Annotated in this window: 17 protein-coding genes; 9 read left to right on the plus strand and 8 right to left on the minus strand. The window is 48.8% G+C overall.

Features of this window, described 5'->3' with window-relative positions; genetic code table 11:
* Positions 1-50: 50 nt before the first annotated feature.
* The 4 genes from HNQ56_RS01280 to HNQ56_RS01295 form a co-directional block, all read right to left on the minus strand.
* Positions 51-509: a hypothetical protein gene (locus HNQ56_RS01280; protein WP_429141978.1), complete on the minus strand. Its 459-nt coding sequence runs from the start codon at positions 507-509 to the stop codon at positions 51-53.
* A 10-nt stretch (positions 510-519) separates the two neighbouring features.
* Positions 520-1641, minus strand: coding sequence for an N-acetylglucosamine-6-phosphate deacetylase (gene nagA / locus HNQ56_RS01285; protein WP_429141980.1), 1122 nt, complete (start codon positions 1639-1641; stop codon positions 520-522).
* A 17-nt stretch (positions 1642-1658) separates the two neighbouring features.
* On the minus strand, positions 1659-2390 hold the full coding sequence (gene nagB, locus HNQ56_RS01290) for a glucosamine-6-phosphate deaminase (RefSeq protein ID WP_429141982.1): 732 nt from the start codon (positions 2388-2390) through the stop codon (positions 1659-1661).
* Positions 2391-2551: 161 nt separating this feature from the next.
* Entirely contained in the window at positions 2552-3460 is a 909-nt protein-coding gene (locus HNQ56_RS01295; RefSeq protein ID WP_429141984.1) for a helix-turn-helix transcriptional regulator, read from the minus strand.
* A 292-nt stretch (positions 3461-3752) separates the two neighbouring features.
* Here HNQ56_RS01295 and HNQ56_RS01300 point away from each other — a divergent pair, with 292 nt between their 5' ends.
* From HNQ56_RS01300 to HNQ56_RS01315, 4 genes are all read left to right on the plus strand, one after another.
* Positions 3753-4835: a Gfo/Idh/MocA family protein gene (locus HNQ56_RS01300; protein ID WP_429141986.1), complete on the plus strand. Its 1083-nt coding sequence runs from the start codon at positions 3753-3755 to the stop codon at positions 4833-4835.
* 163 nt (positions 4836-4998) lie between these two features.
* Positions 4999-5961, plus strand: coding sequence for a Gfo/Idh/MocA family protein (locus tag HNQ56_RS01305; RefSeq protein WP_429141988.1), 963 nt, complete (start codon positions 4999-5001; stop codon positions 5959-5961).
* 12 nt (positions 5962-5973) lie between these two features.
* Entirely contained in the window at positions 5974-6690 is a 717-nt protein-coding gene (locus HNQ56_RS01310; protein ID WP_429141989.1) for a sugar phosphate isomerase/epimerase family protein, read from the plus strand.
* A 177-nt stretch (positions 6691-6867) separates the two neighbouring features.
* The gene (locus tag HNQ56_RS01315; RefSeq protein WP_429141991.1) at positions 6868-7554 is read left to right on the plus strand and encodes a DUF3298 and DUF4163 domain-containing protein; all 687 of its coding nucleotides are present in this window, start codon (positions 6868-6870) and stop codon (positions 7552-7554) included.
* A 103-nt stretch (positions 7555-7657) separates the two neighbouring features.
* Here HNQ56_RS01315 and HNQ56_RS01320 read toward each other — a convergent pair whose 3' ends face one another.
* The 4 genes from HNQ56_RS01320 to HNQ56_RS01335 all read right to left on the minus strand — a co-directional run bounded on the left by HNQ56_RS01320 (position 7658) and on the right by HNQ56_RS01335 (position 11968).
* The gene (locus HNQ56_RS01320) at positions 7658-9091 is read right to left on the minus strand and encodes a TrkH family potassium uptake protein (RefSeq protein WP_429141993.1); all 1434 of its coding nucleotides are present in this window, start codon (positions 9089-9091) and stop codon (positions 7658-7660) included.
* 10 nt (positions 9092-9101) lie between these two features.
* Positions 9102-10457 (minus strand): Trk system potassium transporter TrkA, encoded by a 1356-nt coding sequence (gene trkA, locus HNQ56_RS01325; RefSeq protein ID WP_429141997.1) that lies wholly within the window; start codon positions 10455-10457, stop codon positions 9102-9104.
* A gap of 157 nt (positions 10458-10614) precedes the next feature.
* Positions 10615-10779: a hypothetical protein gene (locus HNQ56_RS01330; RefSeq protein WP_429141999.1), complete on the minus strand. Its 165-nt coding sequence runs from the start codon at positions 10777-10779 to the stop codon at positions 10615-10617.
* 91 nt (positions 10780-10870) lie between these two features.
* Positions 10871-11968 carry a peptidylprolyl isomerase gene (locus tag HNQ56_RS01335; protein ID WP_429142000.1) on the minus strand — a complete coding sequence of 366 codons (1098 nt, stop codon included), beginning with the start codon at positions 11966-11968 and terminating at the stop codon, positions 10871-10873.
* A gap of 261 nt (positions 11969-12229) precedes the next feature.
* Between HNQ56_RS01335 and HNQ56_RS01340 the strand changes: the two genes are divergently transcribed.
* The 5 genes from HNQ56_RS01340 to HNQ56_RS01360 all read left to right on the plus strand — a co-directional run bounded on the left by HNQ56_RS01340 (position 12230) and on the right by HNQ56_RS01360 (position 19020).
* Positions 12230-13183, plus strand: a complete 954-nt coding sequence (locus tag HNQ56_RS01340) for an AAA family ATPase (protein WP_429142002.1) — start codon at positions 12230-12232, stop codon at positions 13181-13183.
* 21 nt (positions 13184-13204) lie between these two features.
* Positions 13205-14434 (plus strand): DUF58 domain-containing protein, encoded by a 1230-nt coding sequence (locus tag HNQ56_RS01345; RefSeq protein ID WP_429142004.1) that lies wholly within the window; start codon positions 13205-13207, stop codon positions 14432-14434.
* Positions 14409-17114 (plus strand): transglutaminase-like domain-containing protein, encoded by a 2706-nt coding sequence (locus tag HNQ56_RS01350; RefSeq protein ID WP_429142006.1) that lies wholly within the window; start codon positions 14409-14411, stop codon positions 17112-17114. Before HNQ56_RS01345 ends, HNQ56_RS01350 begins: the two co-directional genes overlap by 26 nt.
* 71 nt (positions 17115-17185) lie before the next feature.
* Positions 17186-17821, plus strand: a complete 636-nt coding sequence (locus HNQ56_RS01355) for a cytidylate kinase-like family protein (protein ID WP_429142008.1) — start codon at positions 17186-17188, stop codon at positions 17819-17821.
* Positions 17818-19020 carry an AI-2E family transporter gene (locus HNQ56_RS01360; protein ID WP_429142010.1) on the plus strand — a complete coding sequence of 401 codons (1203 nt, stop codon included), beginning with the start codon at positions 17818-17820 and terminating at the stop codon, positions 19018-19020. Before HNQ56_RS01355 ends, HNQ56_RS01360 begins: the two co-directional genes overlap by 4 nt.
* The last annotated feature ends 143 nt before the right edge of the window (positions 19021-19163 follow it).

Raw genomic sequence — 19163 nt, forward strand, 5'->3', positions numbered from 1 at the left:
CTGAACAGGAAAAAATCTAGTTTCCTGACAGCCCTTTTGGAAAATTCTTATTATTTAATATCATCAATATTTTGCAGAGTCCATTTCTTATCGTCCGCATCTGTGATTTTTTCAGCCGCTTCACGCGCCAGTACAATGTTTTTGTCTTTTTCCGCATCCATCTTTTTCACCCCATAAGCCCGGGCAACACCCTCATAGCCAAAGGCAAGCTGTAATGCGTCATGATCATTTTGCTGACTGATGGAAAGCGCACGTTTCGCATATAAAAGCGCGGCATCGCCTTGGCCGGCAAGACAATATACACGTGAAATCTGCCAATAGGAAGTAGCAGTATTAACCGTTGTCACACCTTCAAATTGGCTCCAGTGGTAAGCCGACGCATGGGCGCTGTTAATCATTTGGAATGTTTCTTCCTCGGTTCGTGTTTCCTTGTCAATAAAATCCCATGTGGCGTTAAACAGGGATGCGGCTATTTTTCTGTGGTCAATGTCCATTTTTTCTCCCAACATAATTGTATTACTATAGTATAAATTCCTTCCCTTTGATCAGTACTTTTACTACCTCAAGCTCCTGATTCAGCAGCACCAGGTTGGCATATTTGCCCGGAGTAATGCTGCCATAGCGGTCAAAGATACCGATCTTTTTAGCAGGGTTGACGGCGGCACAGCGGATGGCGGAGGCAAGAGGAATCCCGAAGCTGACCGCGGTTCTGACGCATTGCATAAGATTGGTCACAGAGCCTGCGATGGTACCGTCGGCAAGGGTGGCCTTATTGCCGGTCACAGTGACAGCCTGCCCGCCCAGAGAATACTGGCCGTCCTCCAATCCGGCGGCCATCATGCTGTCGCTGATCAGGATAATCCGGTCATCCCCGAACATCTTGAAGGTGGCGCGGATTACGCTGGGAGCAACGTGTACACCGTCGGTTATTAATTCTACATGAACATGCTCCGAATCCAGGGCAGCGCCGATAACCCCCGGACTGCGGTGGGAGAAGGGGGGCATGGCATTATACAGATGGGTAAGGTGGGATGCGCCTTTCTCATAAGCTTCCATGGCCAGATCGTAATCGGCGGTGGTATGGGCCAGTGAGAGGACGGTCTCATCCTTCAGTGCTTCGATGCACTCCATAGCTCCTTCTTCCTCCGGTGCAATGGCCACAAGCTTGATTAAGCCTCCCGATAAGGATTGCATTTTATGAAAATGCTCCACCTCCGGCCGTCTTAAATATGCCGGATTCTGGGCACCCCTCTTGGCATAGGACAGGTAGGGACCCTCCATATTAATTCCCGCCAGAATGGTGCCGCTTTCATTCTCATAATCAGCAGCATTCTTAAATATCCGGGTAAGATGTTCATCATCCAGGGTCATGGTAGCAGGAGCCATAGTAGTGATACCGTTCCTGGCCTGGTACTGGGCTATCTCACGGACTGCCTCCGGGGTTCCGTCGCAGAAATCATATCCGACGCAGCCATGAAAATGGATGTCTGTAAGCCCGGGGATCAGATAAAGGCCTTCCGCTTCCAAAATCTCCTGATGGGTATCAGCAGGGGAAGCGGCAATGTATTCGCCTTCCAGGACAACATCCTTTTTTACAAAGGTTCCATCCTCATTATATACATTCGCATTTCTGATTATCATTGGGAAGCTCCTTTCTGCTATCTGCTTAACCGGGACAGTGCGCTTTCATCTGCTACAATGGTTACATCAGAATGGAGCTGAAGAATGGAGGCAGGAACGGAGGGGGTAACCGGACCTTCAATTACTTCCCTTAAGATATCGGCCTTGCCCTCTCCCTGAACGATCATCAGAATCTTCTTCGCGGACAGGATGGTACCGATGCCCATGGTATAGGCATAGCGGGGGATCTCGTCTTCTGATTGGAAGAAACGGGAGTTGGCTTCAATGGTGCTGGGAGCCAGCTCAACCTTGAAGGTGGACTTGCGGTAAATATCACAGGGCTCGTTAAAGCCGATATGTCCGTTGTTGCCCAAGCCAAGGAGCTGGAGGTCAATCTGCCCGAGGGAGGCAATAAGACTGTCATACCGCTGGCATTCAATTTGATCATCGGGCTCCATTCCGTTGGGAACATTGGTGTTATTCAGATCGATGTTAATATGTTTAAAAAGATTTTCATACATAAAATAATAATAGCTGCAGGGATTGTCCTTGGGAAGTCCCACATATTCATCCAGATTAACGGTTCTGATTTGGGAGAAATCCAGATCTCCTTCGTTGTACCGGTCCACCAGGTTCTTGTAGGTACCAACAGGGGAAGAACCGGTGGCAAGGCCGAGAACGCTGCCCGGCTTAAGGATGACCTGCGCCGCAATCATATTAGCAGACTTTCTGCTCATGTCTTGATAATCTCTTGTTCTGATAATTCTCATAATGACCTCCATCTGCCTGGACATACCGTCTCGGGCAGTTCGAATTAATGAAGCGGGATGCTTACCGCTTTTACTTATATTTTTATTTATTATATCACCGATTATCATATAAGTACACTTTTTTGAAATTTTGATTTGATTTTCAAATAAACACGAAGGGACTATACGGTCTGATACTTTAGCTGGTACTGCTTTGGTGAGATATCCTTGTAGTGCTTGAATTGCCGGATAAAATAGCTGGAGGTGGAGAAGCCCACCTGCAATGCGATCTCGGTGATATTCAGATCCGAGGAGGCCAGCAGGCGTTCCGCCTTGGTGATACGGACATAATTTAGGTATTCCCGGAAGCTTCGCTTCATAATTCGTGTGAACAGCCGGGAGAAATAGCTATAGCTCAGATTGCACCGGGCAGCCATCTGGAGTGCGGTGATATCCTCCTGATAATGGCTCTCAATGTAATCGAATACGTCCTGCAGCCGTTTTACAATCTCTCCGTTTATCTCCTCATCAATATTCAGATCCACGTTCTGTTCATTCCAGCGCCGGAGGATGAACAGGAACAGATTGTAGATATTTGCCCGGATCGCCAGCTCATAGCCGTACCTTTTCTCGGCAAATTCCCGGTTGATGCCGTGAATCATGTCAGGAACGACGGTTTTCTCAATCTCTTCCCTGCCAAAGATCTTTTGGTGGGTAGATTCATTCAGAATAAAGGGCATGACATATTTCATTTCAAAAAGGGGCTGGGCGGTGGTATAGAGCATTTCCGGCTCAAATTTAGTAACAATGTAACGGTTCAGTCCCTGGGTAAGGGCATGAATCTTGTGAATCTCATTGGCATTAATGAGAACCATGTCTCCTTCCCCAAAGTAATAAATCCGATTATTTAATAAAATCTGAAATTTTCCTGAGATGGCGTAAATGATCTCGATATAGTTATGGATATGTGCCTGGGTCATCACCTGAATGCCGTCTGCTTCCTGGAGATGCGAACTGAATTGCAGGTGAGAGTTGCCGTTCATATCCCTGGTTTCAATATAGTAGTTACTTTCCAGAGCTGTTCCCTCCAATGACAAATTATTGATATATTTTTGAAAAATAATTATATCATATATAATACTTTTATGCTATGGTTTAATTAATGGGGCAGGCTTGCGGGTTACCGTTTGACCAGTGGCATCCCGGCATCCTTTTACTTGCTTTTCCTTCGCGCGTTCAGAACGCTCCGCTTCACAAGAAGCGCTCAGCCAGTCTGCGTAAAAGGATGCCGGGATGCCACTGGTCAAACGGTAACCGCCAGTATGTCCGCTATATACATATTGTTAGCAACGTATCATTTATCAAGAAAAGGAGTTGGATAGTATGGAGAAGAAATTAAAAGTTGGTATTATTGGATGCGGGGGCATAGCCAATGGAAAGCATATGCCTTCCCTTAGCAAATTAGGTGATGTCCAGATGGTAGCTTTCTGTGATCTTGTACCGGAGAGAGCACAGAAGGCAAAGGAAGAGTACGGAACACCGGATGCGAAGGTTTATACGGATTATAAGGAGCTCTTAAAGAATCCGGAGATTGAAGTGGTGCATGTATGTACCCCCAACCGTTCCCATGCGCCTATTTCTATCGATTCCCTCCACGCGGGCAAGCATGTTATGTGTGAGAAGCCCATGGCGAAGACGGCAGAGGATGCCAGGAGGATGGTTCAGGCCGCAAAGGAAACCGGTAAGAAGCTCACCATCGGTTATCAGCACAGACATAAGCCGGAAGCAATCTACCTTAAGAGCGTGATTGAGAGAGGCGACCTGGGAGATATTTATTTTGCTAAGGCATTTGCCATCCGAAGAAGAGGAACACCCAACTGGGGCGTATTTCTCAATGAATATGAGCAGGGTGGAGGTCCGTTAATCGACATCGGAACCCATTCCCTGGATGTTACCCTGTACCTGATGAATAATTATGAGCCGAAGATGGTAGTGGGAACCAAGTACAAGAAGGTGAACAATGCGGATTGCGGCAATCCCTGGGGAGGCTGGGATCCCGAACAGCATACCATGGAGGACTCTGCCTTTGGATTTATTGTAATGAAGAACGGAGCCACCATTATTCTGGAGTCCAGCTGGGCGCTCAATACCTGCGAACCGATTTCAGAGGGAAGCACAGTACTCTGCGGTTCGGATGCCGGGGCACAGATTAAGAACGGTGTTACCATTAACAAGGGTGAATTCAACCGCTTGCTTGAAATTAAGCCCGATATGTCCAGCGGCGGCGTTGCCTTCTATGAGGGCCATTCCATGAGCCCTGCGGATGTGGAAGCAAGGCGCTGGATCGATGCGGTTAAGAATGATACGGACCCGGTGGTACTGCCGGAGCAGGCCTGCGTCGTGTCGGAGATCCTGGAGGCGATTTATAAATCCGCAGCATCGGGACAGCCGGTATATTTTGACTAATTTGAGCATATGCCATGGAATTCGTGACATGAATCAAGTTTGTCGGAAGCAGTGTCATGAATTTCATGGACAAGGGCAAACGTGCAGCGTATCCATAAGTCGGATACGCTGAAAGGACACATTCCTTGCGTTTCCAGATCTGCATAATAAAGGGGATAGACGGATGAATATAGCAATTATAAGTTATTGGCATGTCCATGCAGAAGGTTATACGAAAGAAATAATGGAAAAGACGGACAGCAGGGTAACTGCTGTCTGGGATGAGGATGCGGCTCGCGGGCAGCGTTTTGCAAAGCAGTTCGGAGTAACCTTCTATGAGGATTATGAAGAGCTTTTAAAGGATAAGGGTATTGACGGCGTGGTGATTACCGCAGCAACCTCGGAGCATACGGACTTGATCCTTAAGGCCATTGAGGCAGGGAAGAAGGTCTTCAGCGAGAAAGTACTGGCGCTGACCACCGAAGACTGCCTGAAGATGAAAGAGGCTTTGAAGGACAAAGGCGAAACACTTACCCTCTCCCTGGTGAAAAAATGTGATCCGGAGTTCCTGTTTGCCAGGGAGCTTGTGAAAAGCGGTGCCCTGGGACGGATTACTTACGCCAGAATGCGTAATGTACATGACGGCAGTATTGGCAATTGGCTTCCGGAGCATTTCTATAACAGGGAGCAGTGCGGCGGCGGTGCGATGATCGATTTGGGCGCCCATCCCATGTATCTGCTGAACTGGATTCTGGGAGAACCTAAGTCAGTCCAGTCCGTATTTACCGATATTACTGGACATGGGGTGGAAGACAATGCCGTGTCGGTCATTGAATTCGAGCAGGGAGCAATCGGTGTATCCGAGACCGGCTTTGTATCGGTCTATAATCCTGCAACTCTTGAGATCAGCGGAACTAAAGGAGCTCTTCTGGTCCGGGATGGTGTCAGGTATGCCACGGAGGAAACGGGAGGAGCCTGGGTTACCCCGGAGCTGCCGCCGCGGCTTCCCTCCCCGTTGGTTCAATGGGCCGAAGGAAAGCATGCTTCAGAGGAAGTAAACTTTGGTATAGAGGATGCGATCATGCTTACCAGGATGATGGAGGCGGCATATAAGTCCTTCCGCTCCGGTAAGAAAGAATTAGTATAGGAGAATTGGTCTATGGAGATTTCATTACAGCTTTATTCCGTTCATAAGGAAACACACAAGGATTTTGCCGGCACGGTAAAGAGAGTGGGGGAAATCGGATTTTCCGGAGTGGAATTTGCAGGATACGGCGGCCTCACCGCCGAGGAACAGGCACAGCTGCTGAAGGAGAACGGTCTCTATTCTGTGGGGGCACATTGCGGTCTCCCGGTATTTGAGGAGCATTTTGAAGAGGAGCTGGAATACAGCAGGACAATTGGCTCCAAATATATTATCTGTCCCTATGCAGAGCTGAACAGCCTGGAGCAGGTGGAATATCTTGCCGAAGTGTTGAACAGAGCAGCAGAGAAGGCTTCAGCATGGGGGATTAAAGTGGGCTATCATAATCATGCCCATGAATTTGAGATGCTTGACGGCAAGTATGCCCTGGATCTGCTGTTGGAAAAGACCAGTGAAGAGGTGGTTCTGGAGCTGGACGTATTCTGGGCCGCCTATGCCGGTGTGGACCCGCTGGAGTACATTGCAAAATGGGGCAGACGGGTGGAGTTGATTCACGTGAAGCAGATGGACAATAATAAGGCGAATGTGGATGTGAGTGACGGGATCATTGATATGGGCAAGGTGAAGGAAGCGGCGAAGTATGCCACCTACTTTGTTCTGGAGCATGAAGAGTATGATAAACCTGTCTGGGATGCGCTGGCCAATGATTTTAAAGCGCTGGATTGCATCTAAGAACAGGGAGGTTTCAGCGGCAAGCTGGGTAATTATAACAGCAGCTTTTATTACGATGCGCCTTAAAATATTCGGAATGCGTTTCTCTGCGGGAGAATTGAATAAAAGGATGAGAATAACAGCCCCTTAAGCAGCATATGATATGCTAAAGGATATCCTGTCAGGGGGCACTGTTGGATGGATGGACGGGTCATCGTGAGAACCATGATCTTACAGCAGGATTTATATTATAAAGATACCAATATCCTGCGGTATACAATCAAGTATCCGCAATTTGTTTCAAATTGCTGGCAGACAATGCTGGAAAAGCTGAATTTATTATACCAGACGAAGGCTTCCATGTACGAGCGCAACAATATTATGAAATTGTACCAGTCGGCGATGACGGATTATGAATATTCCGTTGCCAACAATTATCCGGTCCACCCGTATGAAGCCTATGTGGACTTTGATGTCACCTATAACCGGGAGGGTGTGATCAGCCTCTATTTTGACCAGTACGAGTATACAGGAGGAGCCCATGGGAATACCGTGAGATATTCCGATACCTGGAGCCTGCCCAGGTGCAGAAGGATGGAGCTGGGCGATTTCTTCCCCTACAGGGAGGATTACCGGGAATTTGTAATACAGAGCATCCTGGGACAGATCAAGGAAGAAATAGCGGGCGGAAATAATATTTATTTCGATGATTATGAGAAGCTGGTGAGGGAGAATTTCAAGGTAAATCATTTCTATCTGACCGAGGAAGGGGTTGCAATATATTTTCAGCAGTATGAGATTGCTCCGTATTCCTCAGGCATGCCCACCTTTGTCATTCCCTACGGGCCGGACGGCGCGGTGCTGCCGGAGTGCTGGAAGAAGTGAAGATAATAGGGAAGAACCGCAAGCCGTCCTGACTATTGCGGCAGGACAGCGGCGGTTCTTTTTTTGTTGCAGCTAATATGGAGCGGTTTCAGCGGCAGCCGCATTACTTGCCCCAATTCCTTGGATTGAAGAGCAGCAGCATCGGGAAGATCTCAAGCCGTCCGGACAGCATGTCAAATATCATCACCAGTTTTGAGCCGTAGGAAAAGCCTCCGAAGTTACCGACCGGGCCTACCGCCTCCAGTCCGGGGCCGATATTGTTGAGTGTCGCTGCCACAGCAGTAAAGCTGGTGGTAAAATCAAAATTATCCAGGCTGACAAGCAGCACCGAGACGGCAAAAAGCAGGATGTAGGTAATGAAGAATACATTAATGGAGCGTAAGGTTTCATGTTCGATGGTTTTGCCGTCAAATTTGATTATCTTAATGCTTCGTTTATGAACCAGACTGGACATTTCCTTGCGAATGGTTTTAAACAGGATAACAATTCGGGACACCTTCATTCCCCCGCCTGTGCTGCCGGCACAGGCGCCGATGAACATTAGGCATACAAGGATGGTTTTGGAAAAGGTGGGCCAGTGGTTGAAGTCAACCGTGGCATATCCGGTGGTGGTTATAATGGAGGATACCTGGAAGGCTGCGTGGTGAACCGAGGAGAAGAAATTCTTGAAGCCGCCCAGGTTAAATGCGATCAAAACAATCGCGCTCAGTACGATCAGGGCATAGGCACGCAGCTCCTCACTCTTTAGGGCAGCCTTAAACCGTTTAAACAGAACCAGATAATAAATATTAAAGTTAACCCCGAACAAAAACATGAAGACAGTGATCACGTTCTGCTGGTACGGGGTATAATCCGCACAACCGGAATTCTTGATGGCGAAGCCGCCGGTGCCGGCTGAGCCGAAGGTGATGGTCAGGGAATCAAACAGGGGCATTCCGCCTAAGAGCAGCAGAACCACCTGAATGACGGTCATAACAAAATAGATCAGATAGAGCAGGGAAGCGGTGGACCGCATCCGGGGCATAAGCTTCTCTACAGAGGGGCCCGGGCTTTCCGCACGCATAAAATGCATGGTCTCGCCTCCTGCCATAGGGAGGATGGCAAGGATGAAAACCAGAATTCCCATACCCCCGATCCAGTGGGTGAAGCTGCGCCAGAAGAGCATGCACTGGGATAATGCCTCCACATCGCTTAAAATACTTGATCCGGTGGTGGTAAAGCCGGAAATTACTTCAAACAATGCATCAATGTAATGGGGGATCTCCCCGCTGATATAAAAGGGCATAGCCCCTGCGATACTGAGGACAATCCATCCCAAAGCTACGCTGATAAAGCCCTCCTTTGCAAAAAAAAGACGGCTCTTGGGTCTGCGTATGGCCAGGGGAAGGCCCAGGATGAGACAGGGAAGCATGGTGACCAGAAAGGCAAAGCCGCTTTCCTCCCGATAGATCAGGGAGACGGTGTAAGGAAGAACCATAAGGGCCGCCTCCAGAGTCAGTATCCAGCCGATAATATGTAATATAATGGATTTGTTCATAACGGCTCCTCTACTCGAAAATTTCGCTCAGGTCATCCAGGGCAAATGAGGTGGTTACTATGATTACGGTATCCCCTAATTGAATGCTGTCCTGACCATTGGGTATAATAATTTTACCCTTGCGGTTGATACAGCCTACGAGAGTGTCATCCCTCGTATTCAGCTGTGCCAAAGGAATCCCGATATAGAATGCATTGTTTTTTACACGGAATTCCACGGCTTCTACCTTATTGCCCACCAGCTTATAGAGGGTTTCCACATTGCTGCCCAGGGAGTTTTGCTTTGCCCGGACGTATTGGATGATACGATCGGCGGTAATAAGCTTTGGATTAAGAATGACCCCCAGATTCATCTCCCGGATAATATCATCAAAGGTAAGGCGGGTAATCTTGGTGAATATCTTTCCCTTGCATTTTTTTTGAGCATAGAGGGAGAGAAGGATGTTCTCTTCATCAAGATTCGTTAAGGAGGCAAAAGCATCGGCAGTATCAAGACCTTCCTCAATTAATACGTTATGATCGGAGCCGTTGGCATGAATGATCAGGCTGTCCGGCAGCAGGACGCTGAGTTCCTCACAGCGTTCCCGGTTCTGCTCGATGATCCTGACCTTGACACCTGTTCCGGCAAAGTGCCTGCCGATATAGCTGGCTATCATGCCCCCGCCCACAATCAGAATATCTTTAATATGGGAGGGAGGAAGACCGATTTTATTAAAAAATTCAGGAGCATTTTTCTGCGGTGCAATCAGGGATATCTTATCCAGAGCTTTGAGCATGAAATCGCCGGAGGGGATAAATACATCGTCTCCGCGTTCCACCGCGCATACTAGCACTTTGCAGTGTGTCTTTGCGGAAATATTTTTAATTTGCATATTGTTTAGAATAGAATTCTCGGGAATCTGACATTTTAACAGCTCAACTCTTCCTTTTGCAAAGGTCTCTATCTTGATGGCAGAGGGCAGATGGATCAGGCGGCCCATTTCTGCCGCTGATTCCAGCTCCGGATTAATAATCATGGAAATCCCCATTTCCTCTTTGATAAAGTCAATCTCCTCATTATACCGGGGATCACGGATGCGTGCGATTGTGTGACATTTGCCGGCCTTTTTTGCCACCAGACAGCACAGCATGTTTAATTCATCCGAATTTGTCACGGAAATCAAGATATCGGTTTCCTCAATACCAGCCTCAAGAAGTACGTGATAACTGGCGCCGTTGCCGACGATTCCCATAACATCGAGGGTGTCAGTGATCTTATGGATCACAGCCGGCTTGCTGTCAATAACAATAATGTCATGCCCCTCGTGGTCAAGCTGCTCTGCCAGGGCGGCTCCCACCTTGCCGCAGCCTATGATAATAATTTTCATGGTGATTATAAAACTCCTTTACATTATGTATGGTAATGTTTATTATAGCACAGTATTTTTAAAAAGCTACTAGGTTCTTATACCATAACGGGATCATAGAAACAGCACCAGCCATCCGCTATAATGACGGATATGCAAGTGCTGTTCGGCTGCTTATTCAGGCTCCTCCGGGACCGCTGCGCGGCGGACGGTTGTCCGGCTGATTTGTATGATTATCCTTTACGGAGTTGCCGGATTTGTTGGTGCCGGAGCTGCCGGACTTACCGGTACCGGAGCTGTCGCGGCTGTCTGTGTCGCGATTGGACGTGTTGTTCTTTGCCATAGCTTTCTCCTTTCTGCTTTTATCTATGATTCTTGCCGGAAAAGAGAATATTATTCGTGTGAAACAACACAATCTTATAGCAAAAGGATTATTACAGGGTAATGCTTCCCATGGTCAGGGAACGCAGCGCGCCTTCGTTGACCTTGTATTCGTGTTTCTTCAGAATCTCCTGGTATAACTCATCAAAGCCCTTGCTTTCAGCGGAGGTGATGGCATCGGATACCGCATTGTCATAGCTTTCGGAGGAGTTGTTGTTAATCATGCGCACCACGTAATAACCGGTGTCTGTCTCCTGGACTTCACTGATCGTATTGTTTTCCATCGCTATGACTTTGGCGGTAAGATCCTCATCAAAGATGGACTTCGATTCTATGAAATCCGTGGAACGGTAGGTGACGGTTTTCTCTTCCTCGGGAAGAAGGTCTGACCAGTCTTCGGCAGTCTTTGCCTTCTCCAGATAGGTGTCCAGAAGCTGGAGATCCGCGGTTATCTGCTCCTGTGTCTTGTCCGCCGCCTCGTTGTTCTCGTTGACGGTCTTCTTGGAGACAAAGAGGTATTCAACATCATACTGGCGGTATTCATCATAGGAAATGCCTGCCTTAATTCCTTCGTCATCGATATCCAGTTCATCAATCCGATCCTGACGGAACCGGGAGATCAGGGCCGACTTGCCGAGCATGTCGGTGAGATATTCTTTGGTAAATTTGTTCTTGGCAATCACTGCTTCGGTAAGAGAATCTTTCATCATGGATTCTACCGTATTGTTCACATTGGTCTTCTCCTCATCCGTTAAGGAATAGCCCTGGGACACCGCTTCGTTGTACAAAACCTCACTGGCAATCGCGCTGTTTATTACCTCTTCCTTTGCCATATCACGGATGGTGGCTCCGCTCTCATCGGCAGCCATATTCCAATAAGCCCCGTTGCCGCCAAACATCTGATCCAGATAATCATACTGGGACTCCACTGTATAGAAGTAATAGGATAAATCCTTTAAATGATATTTCTTCCCATCAACCCTTAACAGGGTGCTCTCGTAAAGCTGGTCGAAAAGTAACGCCCCCACTAAAACAACAACAAAAATAATGGATATAATCCGTAATACCTTAGAGCTGACCACCCGGTCCTTGCTTTTGTCATGTGTGCCGGTCTCCGCAGCGACTTTCTTAATTCTTTTTGATTTGTTCACTTATGCTACCTCCATAGTATTCTCATGAAGATAATTTTATACGATTTGCAGGATAAGTCAATATATTAACAATAATTTTACAGGGTTCGTTGAAATTGTGTAAATATATGTTATAATATCCAAGATGAGCAGATTAGTCCAAGACTGAGCTCCTAATCTGCGGATGACAGGGTGGTAGGAGAATAGGATTCGTGATGATAGAGTATAGGGTTCGTAGCGGGAAGAAGAAAGCTGTGGAGACAGACAGGCAGGAGGAAGGTTATGGTTCCATATAACGGAATAGCGGTACAGATAATGGATGAAGTGAATAAAGCTGTGGTGGGCAAGCGGGTTATTGTAGAAAAGGTTCTCACCGCAATCCTGGCAAAGGGACATATTCTGCTGGAGGATTATCCGGGTGTGGGGAAGACCACCCTGGCTCTGGCTTTCTCTAAGGCGATAGAGCTGGAACACCGCCGGCTTCAGTTCACCCCGGATGTACTGCCTACGGATGTGGTGGGCTTTCATCTGCTGAACCGGGAGGGAGACGGCTATCAGTATAAGCCGGGGGCCATTATGTGCAATCTGTTTCTGGCGGATGAAATCAACCGTACCTCCTCTAAGACCCAGTCCGCCCTGCTGGAGGTGATGGAGGAGGGAAAGGTAACGGTGGACGGTGTTACCAGGGAGGTTCCCAAGCCCTTTGTTGTTATGGCGACCCAGAACCCCATCGGTTCCGTGGGAACCCAGATGCTGCCGGAATCCCAGCTGGATCGTTTTATGATCCGCCTGTCCATGGGTTATCCTGATATTCGCAGTGAGATCGGGATTCTAAAGGAACGCCAGGGCTCCAATCCTCTGGATCGGATTGTCCGGGTAGTGGAGCGGGAGGATATTCTGACCATGCAAAATCTGGTGGACGAGGTGTACATCCACGATTCCATCTATGAATATATCGCTCTTCTGGTTCAGAAGACCAGGGAGAATCCCTTGATTGAGCTGGGAGTCAGTCCGAGAGGATCTCTTGCTGTCATGAATATCGTGAAGGCAATTGCATTCTTGAACCGGAGGGAATATGTGCTTCCCTCGGATGTGCAGATGATTTTTAAGGATGTGGCATCCCACCGGATTATTTTGAAATCAAAAGCCCGGATTAACAATGTGACGGTGGACAACCTTCTTGACGATATTCTGAGGACGGTTAAGGCGCCCAGAATCCTGACGAAAGAGCGCTGAGGAAAGGAACGGGGTGACGGGATGCTGCGCAATTTTATTAAATATCTGGTGCTGCTGGCTGCCCTGGGTCTGCTGTCGGTTTTGTATAACACATATCATATGGGAATCCTCTTTCTGACTATGGCGGTTCTGCCCTTCTTCCTGTTTGCCCAGCTTTGTTACCTGTACGGCAGGCTCAAGGCGGAGCTGGTATCGGAGGTTCATGTGGCAAAGAAGGGAGAGGCGATTCCGGTAACTGTTCGATTGGACAATTCCTCTATATTCCCCATGTCCGGCATAAAAATATATCTGACCTGCAGGAATGTGTATTCGGCACGAACTCATCGGAAAAAATTCCTGGTATCGGTGGATGCACGGACGAAGACCAATGTTACCCTTAATTTATATTCTGAATATGCCGGGAATCTGGAGATATCCCTGAGGTCCGTCCGGGTTTTCGATTATCTGAGATTATTTTCCCTGGAGAAGAAGAAAAAGGACGTCCTGGCGGCGGCAGTTCTGCCGGAGTATCATGAGCTGCCGGAGCATCTGTTCTCCGCACTGCACACCGGCATTGCGGACAGCGAATATTATTCGGCGGTGAGAAGCGGGGATGATCCTTCGGAGGTATTCTCTATCCGGGAGTACCGTGAAGGGGACCGAATCCAGAGAATTCACTGGAAGCTCAGCAGGAAGCAGGACCAGCTTATGATTAAGGAGTTCAGTGAGCCTCTGGGCTGCTCCACACTTCTCTTTGTTGATCTGTGTGCTCCGAAGGGAAGAAATCGTCTTCTGTGGATGGATGCCCTTACGGAATGTGCCCTTTCCCTGTCCTATTCCATGCTTTTATCGGGACGGCTCCATTATTTTGCCTGGTATGAGGAAAAGGATAAGATCTGCCGGAGGATACGGGTCTCCGAGGAGAAGGATTTGTTTGAGGCGATGGACGGGCTGCTGCGTGCAAGGCCCTATGCATCCGGTACGGATGCCCTTGGCGCCTACTATGCGGAGTATCCGAGGGAGCAGTATTCTAATATGATTTTAGTCACCGGAGATCGTCCGGAGAAATATATACAGGCATTGTCCGATCTGCAGGCGGCGGTCCGGCAGCTGGTCTGTCTGGGATATTTCCACGGGGATCCCGATGGGAATGCCCGCGACCGTCTGGAGAGTGAAGTTCCCGCGGCGGAGCTTGCCCGGCAGCTGGAGGATACGGGAATATCCCTGATTCCGGTGAATCCCCGCCATGTCCGGCAGGATCTGGAGGCATAAAGGGATTTCGGATTGTAGTTCGGCAGAGCGGCAGAAAAAGAGCAGACAGCGGTTTGCAGGCAGTGAGAAAGGCGTGGATATTTTGATGCACCAGCGTTATGAAGATGGCGTAAATATGGAATCTATCGTACAGATTGAGGAGGAGAACAGGACAGGGGTTCCTTTCTTCACAAGATTGTTTCAGTTTCTGGTTATAGCAATCGGAAGCTGGAGCGGAATTGCCATGCTTGTGGAATGTATCGGAATTCCCTGCGATATGCTGCGGATCAACGGAATGATGCTGATCTATTCCGCGGCCATATTCGGCCTGTGCTTAATTCCTGCCTATGAACTGGTTAAATTGTTTTTTGGGATTCTTACCTATGGGCTATTCTTTTACAGCAGACTGGATCGGATTGCAAACGGCTTTTACCTGACAGAAAATCTGCTGTTTGAGCTTATTTCGAATTATTATGAAACCCCGCGGCTGAGATTTTTAGCGGATATGACAACGGCGAGGGCAGACACCACGCTGCTGGTCATTATGATTTCCCTGCCTTTTAGCACGCTTTTGGCAATAGCGGTGGTCCGTAATCGACTGGTGAGGGTCGGAGGGCTGATTATGCTCCTGCCGGTGAGCGCCTGCTTCCTCCTTGGAATGATTCCTTCCGAGCGGTATCTGGTTCCATATGTGGTATGCCTCCTTTATCTTGGGCGATCCGGTGTCAGGCACCGTTCTCACCAGATCCACCGCTCCTTGTTTCACCGGGTCAGCAGCCGTACGGCCGGCTGGCTCAGCATACTCTGTATTACGATATTCTTTTTGATGAGGCTCCTTGTATCCAGGGAACAGTATAATGAAGTTACCGGTATCCGTGAGCTTAAATCAAAGATACAGGCGGCGATGAACCGTGTCTCCCTGGCGGATCTGGAGGACCGGTTTAACCGCTTCCGGGCGGAGCGCCGGCAGATATCCTCCACCGGCTTAAGCGGAGGGGAGCTGTCTAAGACGGGGGAGGTCCGCTATGAGAATGTGAAGCATCTCAGGGTGATTGCACCTTCAGAATCCGTGGCGGAGGGAATTTACCTGAGGGGCTACGTGGGAAGCTTTTATACCGGTGACCGGTGGGAAAGTCATTCAGAGGAGATGTGGCAGGAATACGAAAGGCTGGCAGAAGAGTTTAACGAGGAGCTGTTTTACCCGATGAACCAGATGAGCCTCTTTTTAAAGCGTTTTCAGACGGAGATGACATGGCAGGGAGATCAGGGGCAGAACCCTGGCGGGGCTGAATACAGTCTGAGCCGGAGCGGTATGGTGATCGATTACAGGGGGGCTGACAGGAAATATCTATATGCGCCTTATTTTATGGATTATGACGTTATGAAGGATATCCGGTATGAACAGGATTTGTATGCTGCGCCGTCAAACAGGGCGGAGCATTGGGAATACCTGTATTATTACGGGATATCCTTTCTGAACAAATATGCCGAATCCATGCGGCTGGGGGACTGGGCCGGCAGCTATATGGCATATGAGAAGCGGTACCGGGATTATGTGTACCGGGCTTATACCATACTTCCCGAAGAGGGAGTGGAGAGGATTAAGCAGGATTTTTCATCTGAGCAGGCAGAAGCAGCCGGAGCGGGCAGTATAGCGGAAAAGATAGAATACGTCAGAAAATATCTGGCCGGGAATACCAGCTATTCTCTGGCACCGGGAGTGCTGCCGGAGGGAAAGGATTATGTGGAATATTTTTTATATGAAAATAAGACGGGCTACTGCGTACATTATGCCTCGGCAGCCGTTCTGATGCTCCGCGCCATGGGCATCCCCGCAAGATATGCGGAGGGCTATGCTTTCGGACAGGAGGCGGTGGTTCAAAGCTCCGGCCATCAGGAGGTAACCCGCTATACCGGTTTGGGGAAGCTGTCAATGGAGCTTCAGCAGTCTGTGGCCGATGTCATGGATTATCATGCCCACGCCTGGGCAGAGGTTTATTATGATAACTGCGGGTGGGTTCCAGTGGAGTTCACCCCCGGGGCTTCGGTAAGCTATAACACTACCCTGGCTATGGAAATGGAGAAAATCAGTGAAGGCATAGAGGCCGGGGAAGAGACAGAGCCGGAGGCAACTCCCTCTCCTTCTCCCGCCCCTACGCCTGTGCCCACCTCCACGCCCAGGCCTACCCGCAGCCTTACTCCCGCGTCCGGCGCTCCCCGCCCTACTCTGCCGGTAAAAGCCGATCAGGGGTCTTCCGGAGCGGCGAAGGAGAACGTGCCGGAGAAAGGGGATCGCCTGTACCTCTGGAGTCTGTTGGGGATTGTATGCCTGGCGATGATATCCGTATCCCTCTACCGGGTGGGGCAAAGGAGCAGGGCAAGATCCACCCGTAATGTGAACCGGCAGGTTCTCTTCCTGTTCGGGGACATTCAGAAGATTCTCCGGGCCGGCCGGTGTCTTCCGGGTAAAAATGCTCTGCTGGAGGAGAGTGAAGCCTATATAAGGGAGCAGGGAGGATATCTGGATGGGCAGGAGCTGGATCGGCTGATGGAAATTGTGCGCAAGGCGAGATTTGGCAGAGGGCGGATTGCCGAGGAGGAACTGAAGTGGGTCCGGAGCTGCCGCAATCATCTCTATGCCCAGGTAAACAGGGAGATATCTCTGCCCAGAAAGATTTATCTGAAAATAAATTTGCTATAATAAGGATATTGCTTCTACAATTCGGCAAGATGTGGTATACTAATTAAAAATATTGAAATGGAGGGAGCTTGATGAATAAGATCATTACAATCAGCCGGCAGTTTGGCAGCGGCGGAAGAGAGATCGGCGAGAAGCTGGCGGCGAGGCTGGGAATTCCGTATTATGATAATGAGATTATTTCCAGGGCGGCAAAGGAAAGCGGCTTTGCGGAGGAAGCCTTTGAGCATGCGGAGAAGAAGGCAACCAACAGTCTGCTGTATTCCCTGGCCATGGGAATGAATGCCTACGGCAGCCAGGACATCGGCTTTACCCATCTGTCCCTGGATGATCAGCTGTATCTGGCCCAGTCCGGTGTCATACGGAAGGTGGCGGCGGAGGGCCCCTGCGTTATTGTCGGACGCTGTGCCGATTATGTCCTCCGGGATATCGGCAATGTGGTGAATGTGTTTATCTGGGCAGACCTGGAAGCCAGGAAGAAGAGAGTAATTGAGAAATATCACATAAAAGAAAGCAAGGCGGAGGAGGAGCTGCTGCGGACCGATAAGAGGCGGGCGAATTATTATAATTACCATGCCAGCGGGAAGTGGGGCAGGGCCCAGAATTACCATCTGTCCCTCCGCAGTGATTATACAGGGATTGATAATGCGGTGGAGTGTATTCTCACCTACCTGAAATCAGAAGAAAGGGAGCAGGGAAGAATAGAATGAAGTGGAAGGATAAGATTAATAAGCAGTACATGTTGATTTCCCTGTATGTTATTATAACCGTAGTGATTATCTATGCCCTGAGTCTGATTGTGAAGGGTGCTCCGCAGATTATCAAGGAGGTTATGGAGCGGCTTCACTGGCTGATCAAGGTAAGTAAACCGGTGATTCTGGGTTTCATCTTTGCTTATCTGATGGATCCGATGGTAGATATGTTTGAGCGCAGATATCAGAAGCTGAAGTCCACCCGGCTCTTAAAACGGATTGTTATGCCCCGTACCTGGGCGGCGGTTACTTCGGTGCTTCTGCTGTGTATGGTGATATTGGGACTGATTTCCCTGCTGGTATTTACCGTTACCGACCAGATCAGGCTGGTAACGCTGGACGATGTGATCGCGCTGGCGAAGGAATCCATGGCCAGTCTGAATGTTTTCTACCAGTCCGTTCTCACCAGGCTGAAGGAGCTTAATATCCAGTCCGGAGAGCTGGAGCAGTATGTGCTGAAGAGCACCACCTTCCTGGTGGACTCCCTGGCGGGCTTCATCGAGGGAACGCTGACCTCCGTTACCAATTTGTCCAGCTATCTGACCACCTTTATCTTCAGCATTATCATCGGCATTTACTTCCTGATCGATGGGAAGATGTTCCTTTCCTATCTCAGTAAGATTTGCAGGGCGTTGTTCAGCGAGCGGCAGAATGAAGGGCTGAAACGGATGGTCTCGGATCTGGATCATGTGTTCTCAGGGTATATCCGCGGGCAGATGATCGATGCCTTTGTGATGATGTTTCTGATCAGTATTGTACTGTCCATCACCGGAGTGAAGTTTGCCATTGTGATTGGAATATTAGCGGGGATCGGAAATCTGATTCCTTACTTCGGGCCTATTGTTGCCTATGTCAGCACCACCCTGGTCTGCCTGATCGGTCAGGATATCCGCACCTGGATTATATCGATGACAGCGCTGTTTTTGATCCAGGCTATCGACGGCAATCTCATCGGGCCCAGGCTGTTAAGCAGCTCCATCAAGATTCACCCCCTGATCATCATAATTTCTCTGATCTTTGGCAGCGCTCTGGGAGGTTTTCTGGGAATGCTGCTGGCGGTGCCGATAGGAGCTTATCTTAAGCTGGTCTTTGTGAGGTTTATTAACAACCGGCTGAAGAAGAAGGAGGTTCCTAATAATAAAGGTGCTGTGAAATAATTGATTAAGGAATCTATTGTACCCAGAAATACGCATAGCATCTTTTGGTACCTTAATCACAATCGTAAGAAAAAATTAAGAATTATAGTAGGCATTATTTAAGAAATCTGGTGTAATATTACTATACAGTATGTGCTGTTTTT

Source organism: Anaerotaenia torta (assembly GCF_050433395.1).
In the GTDB taxonomy this organism is placed as follows: domain Bacteria; phylum Bacillota; class Clostridia; order Lachnospirales; family Lachnospiraceae; genus Mobilitalea; species Mobilitalea torta.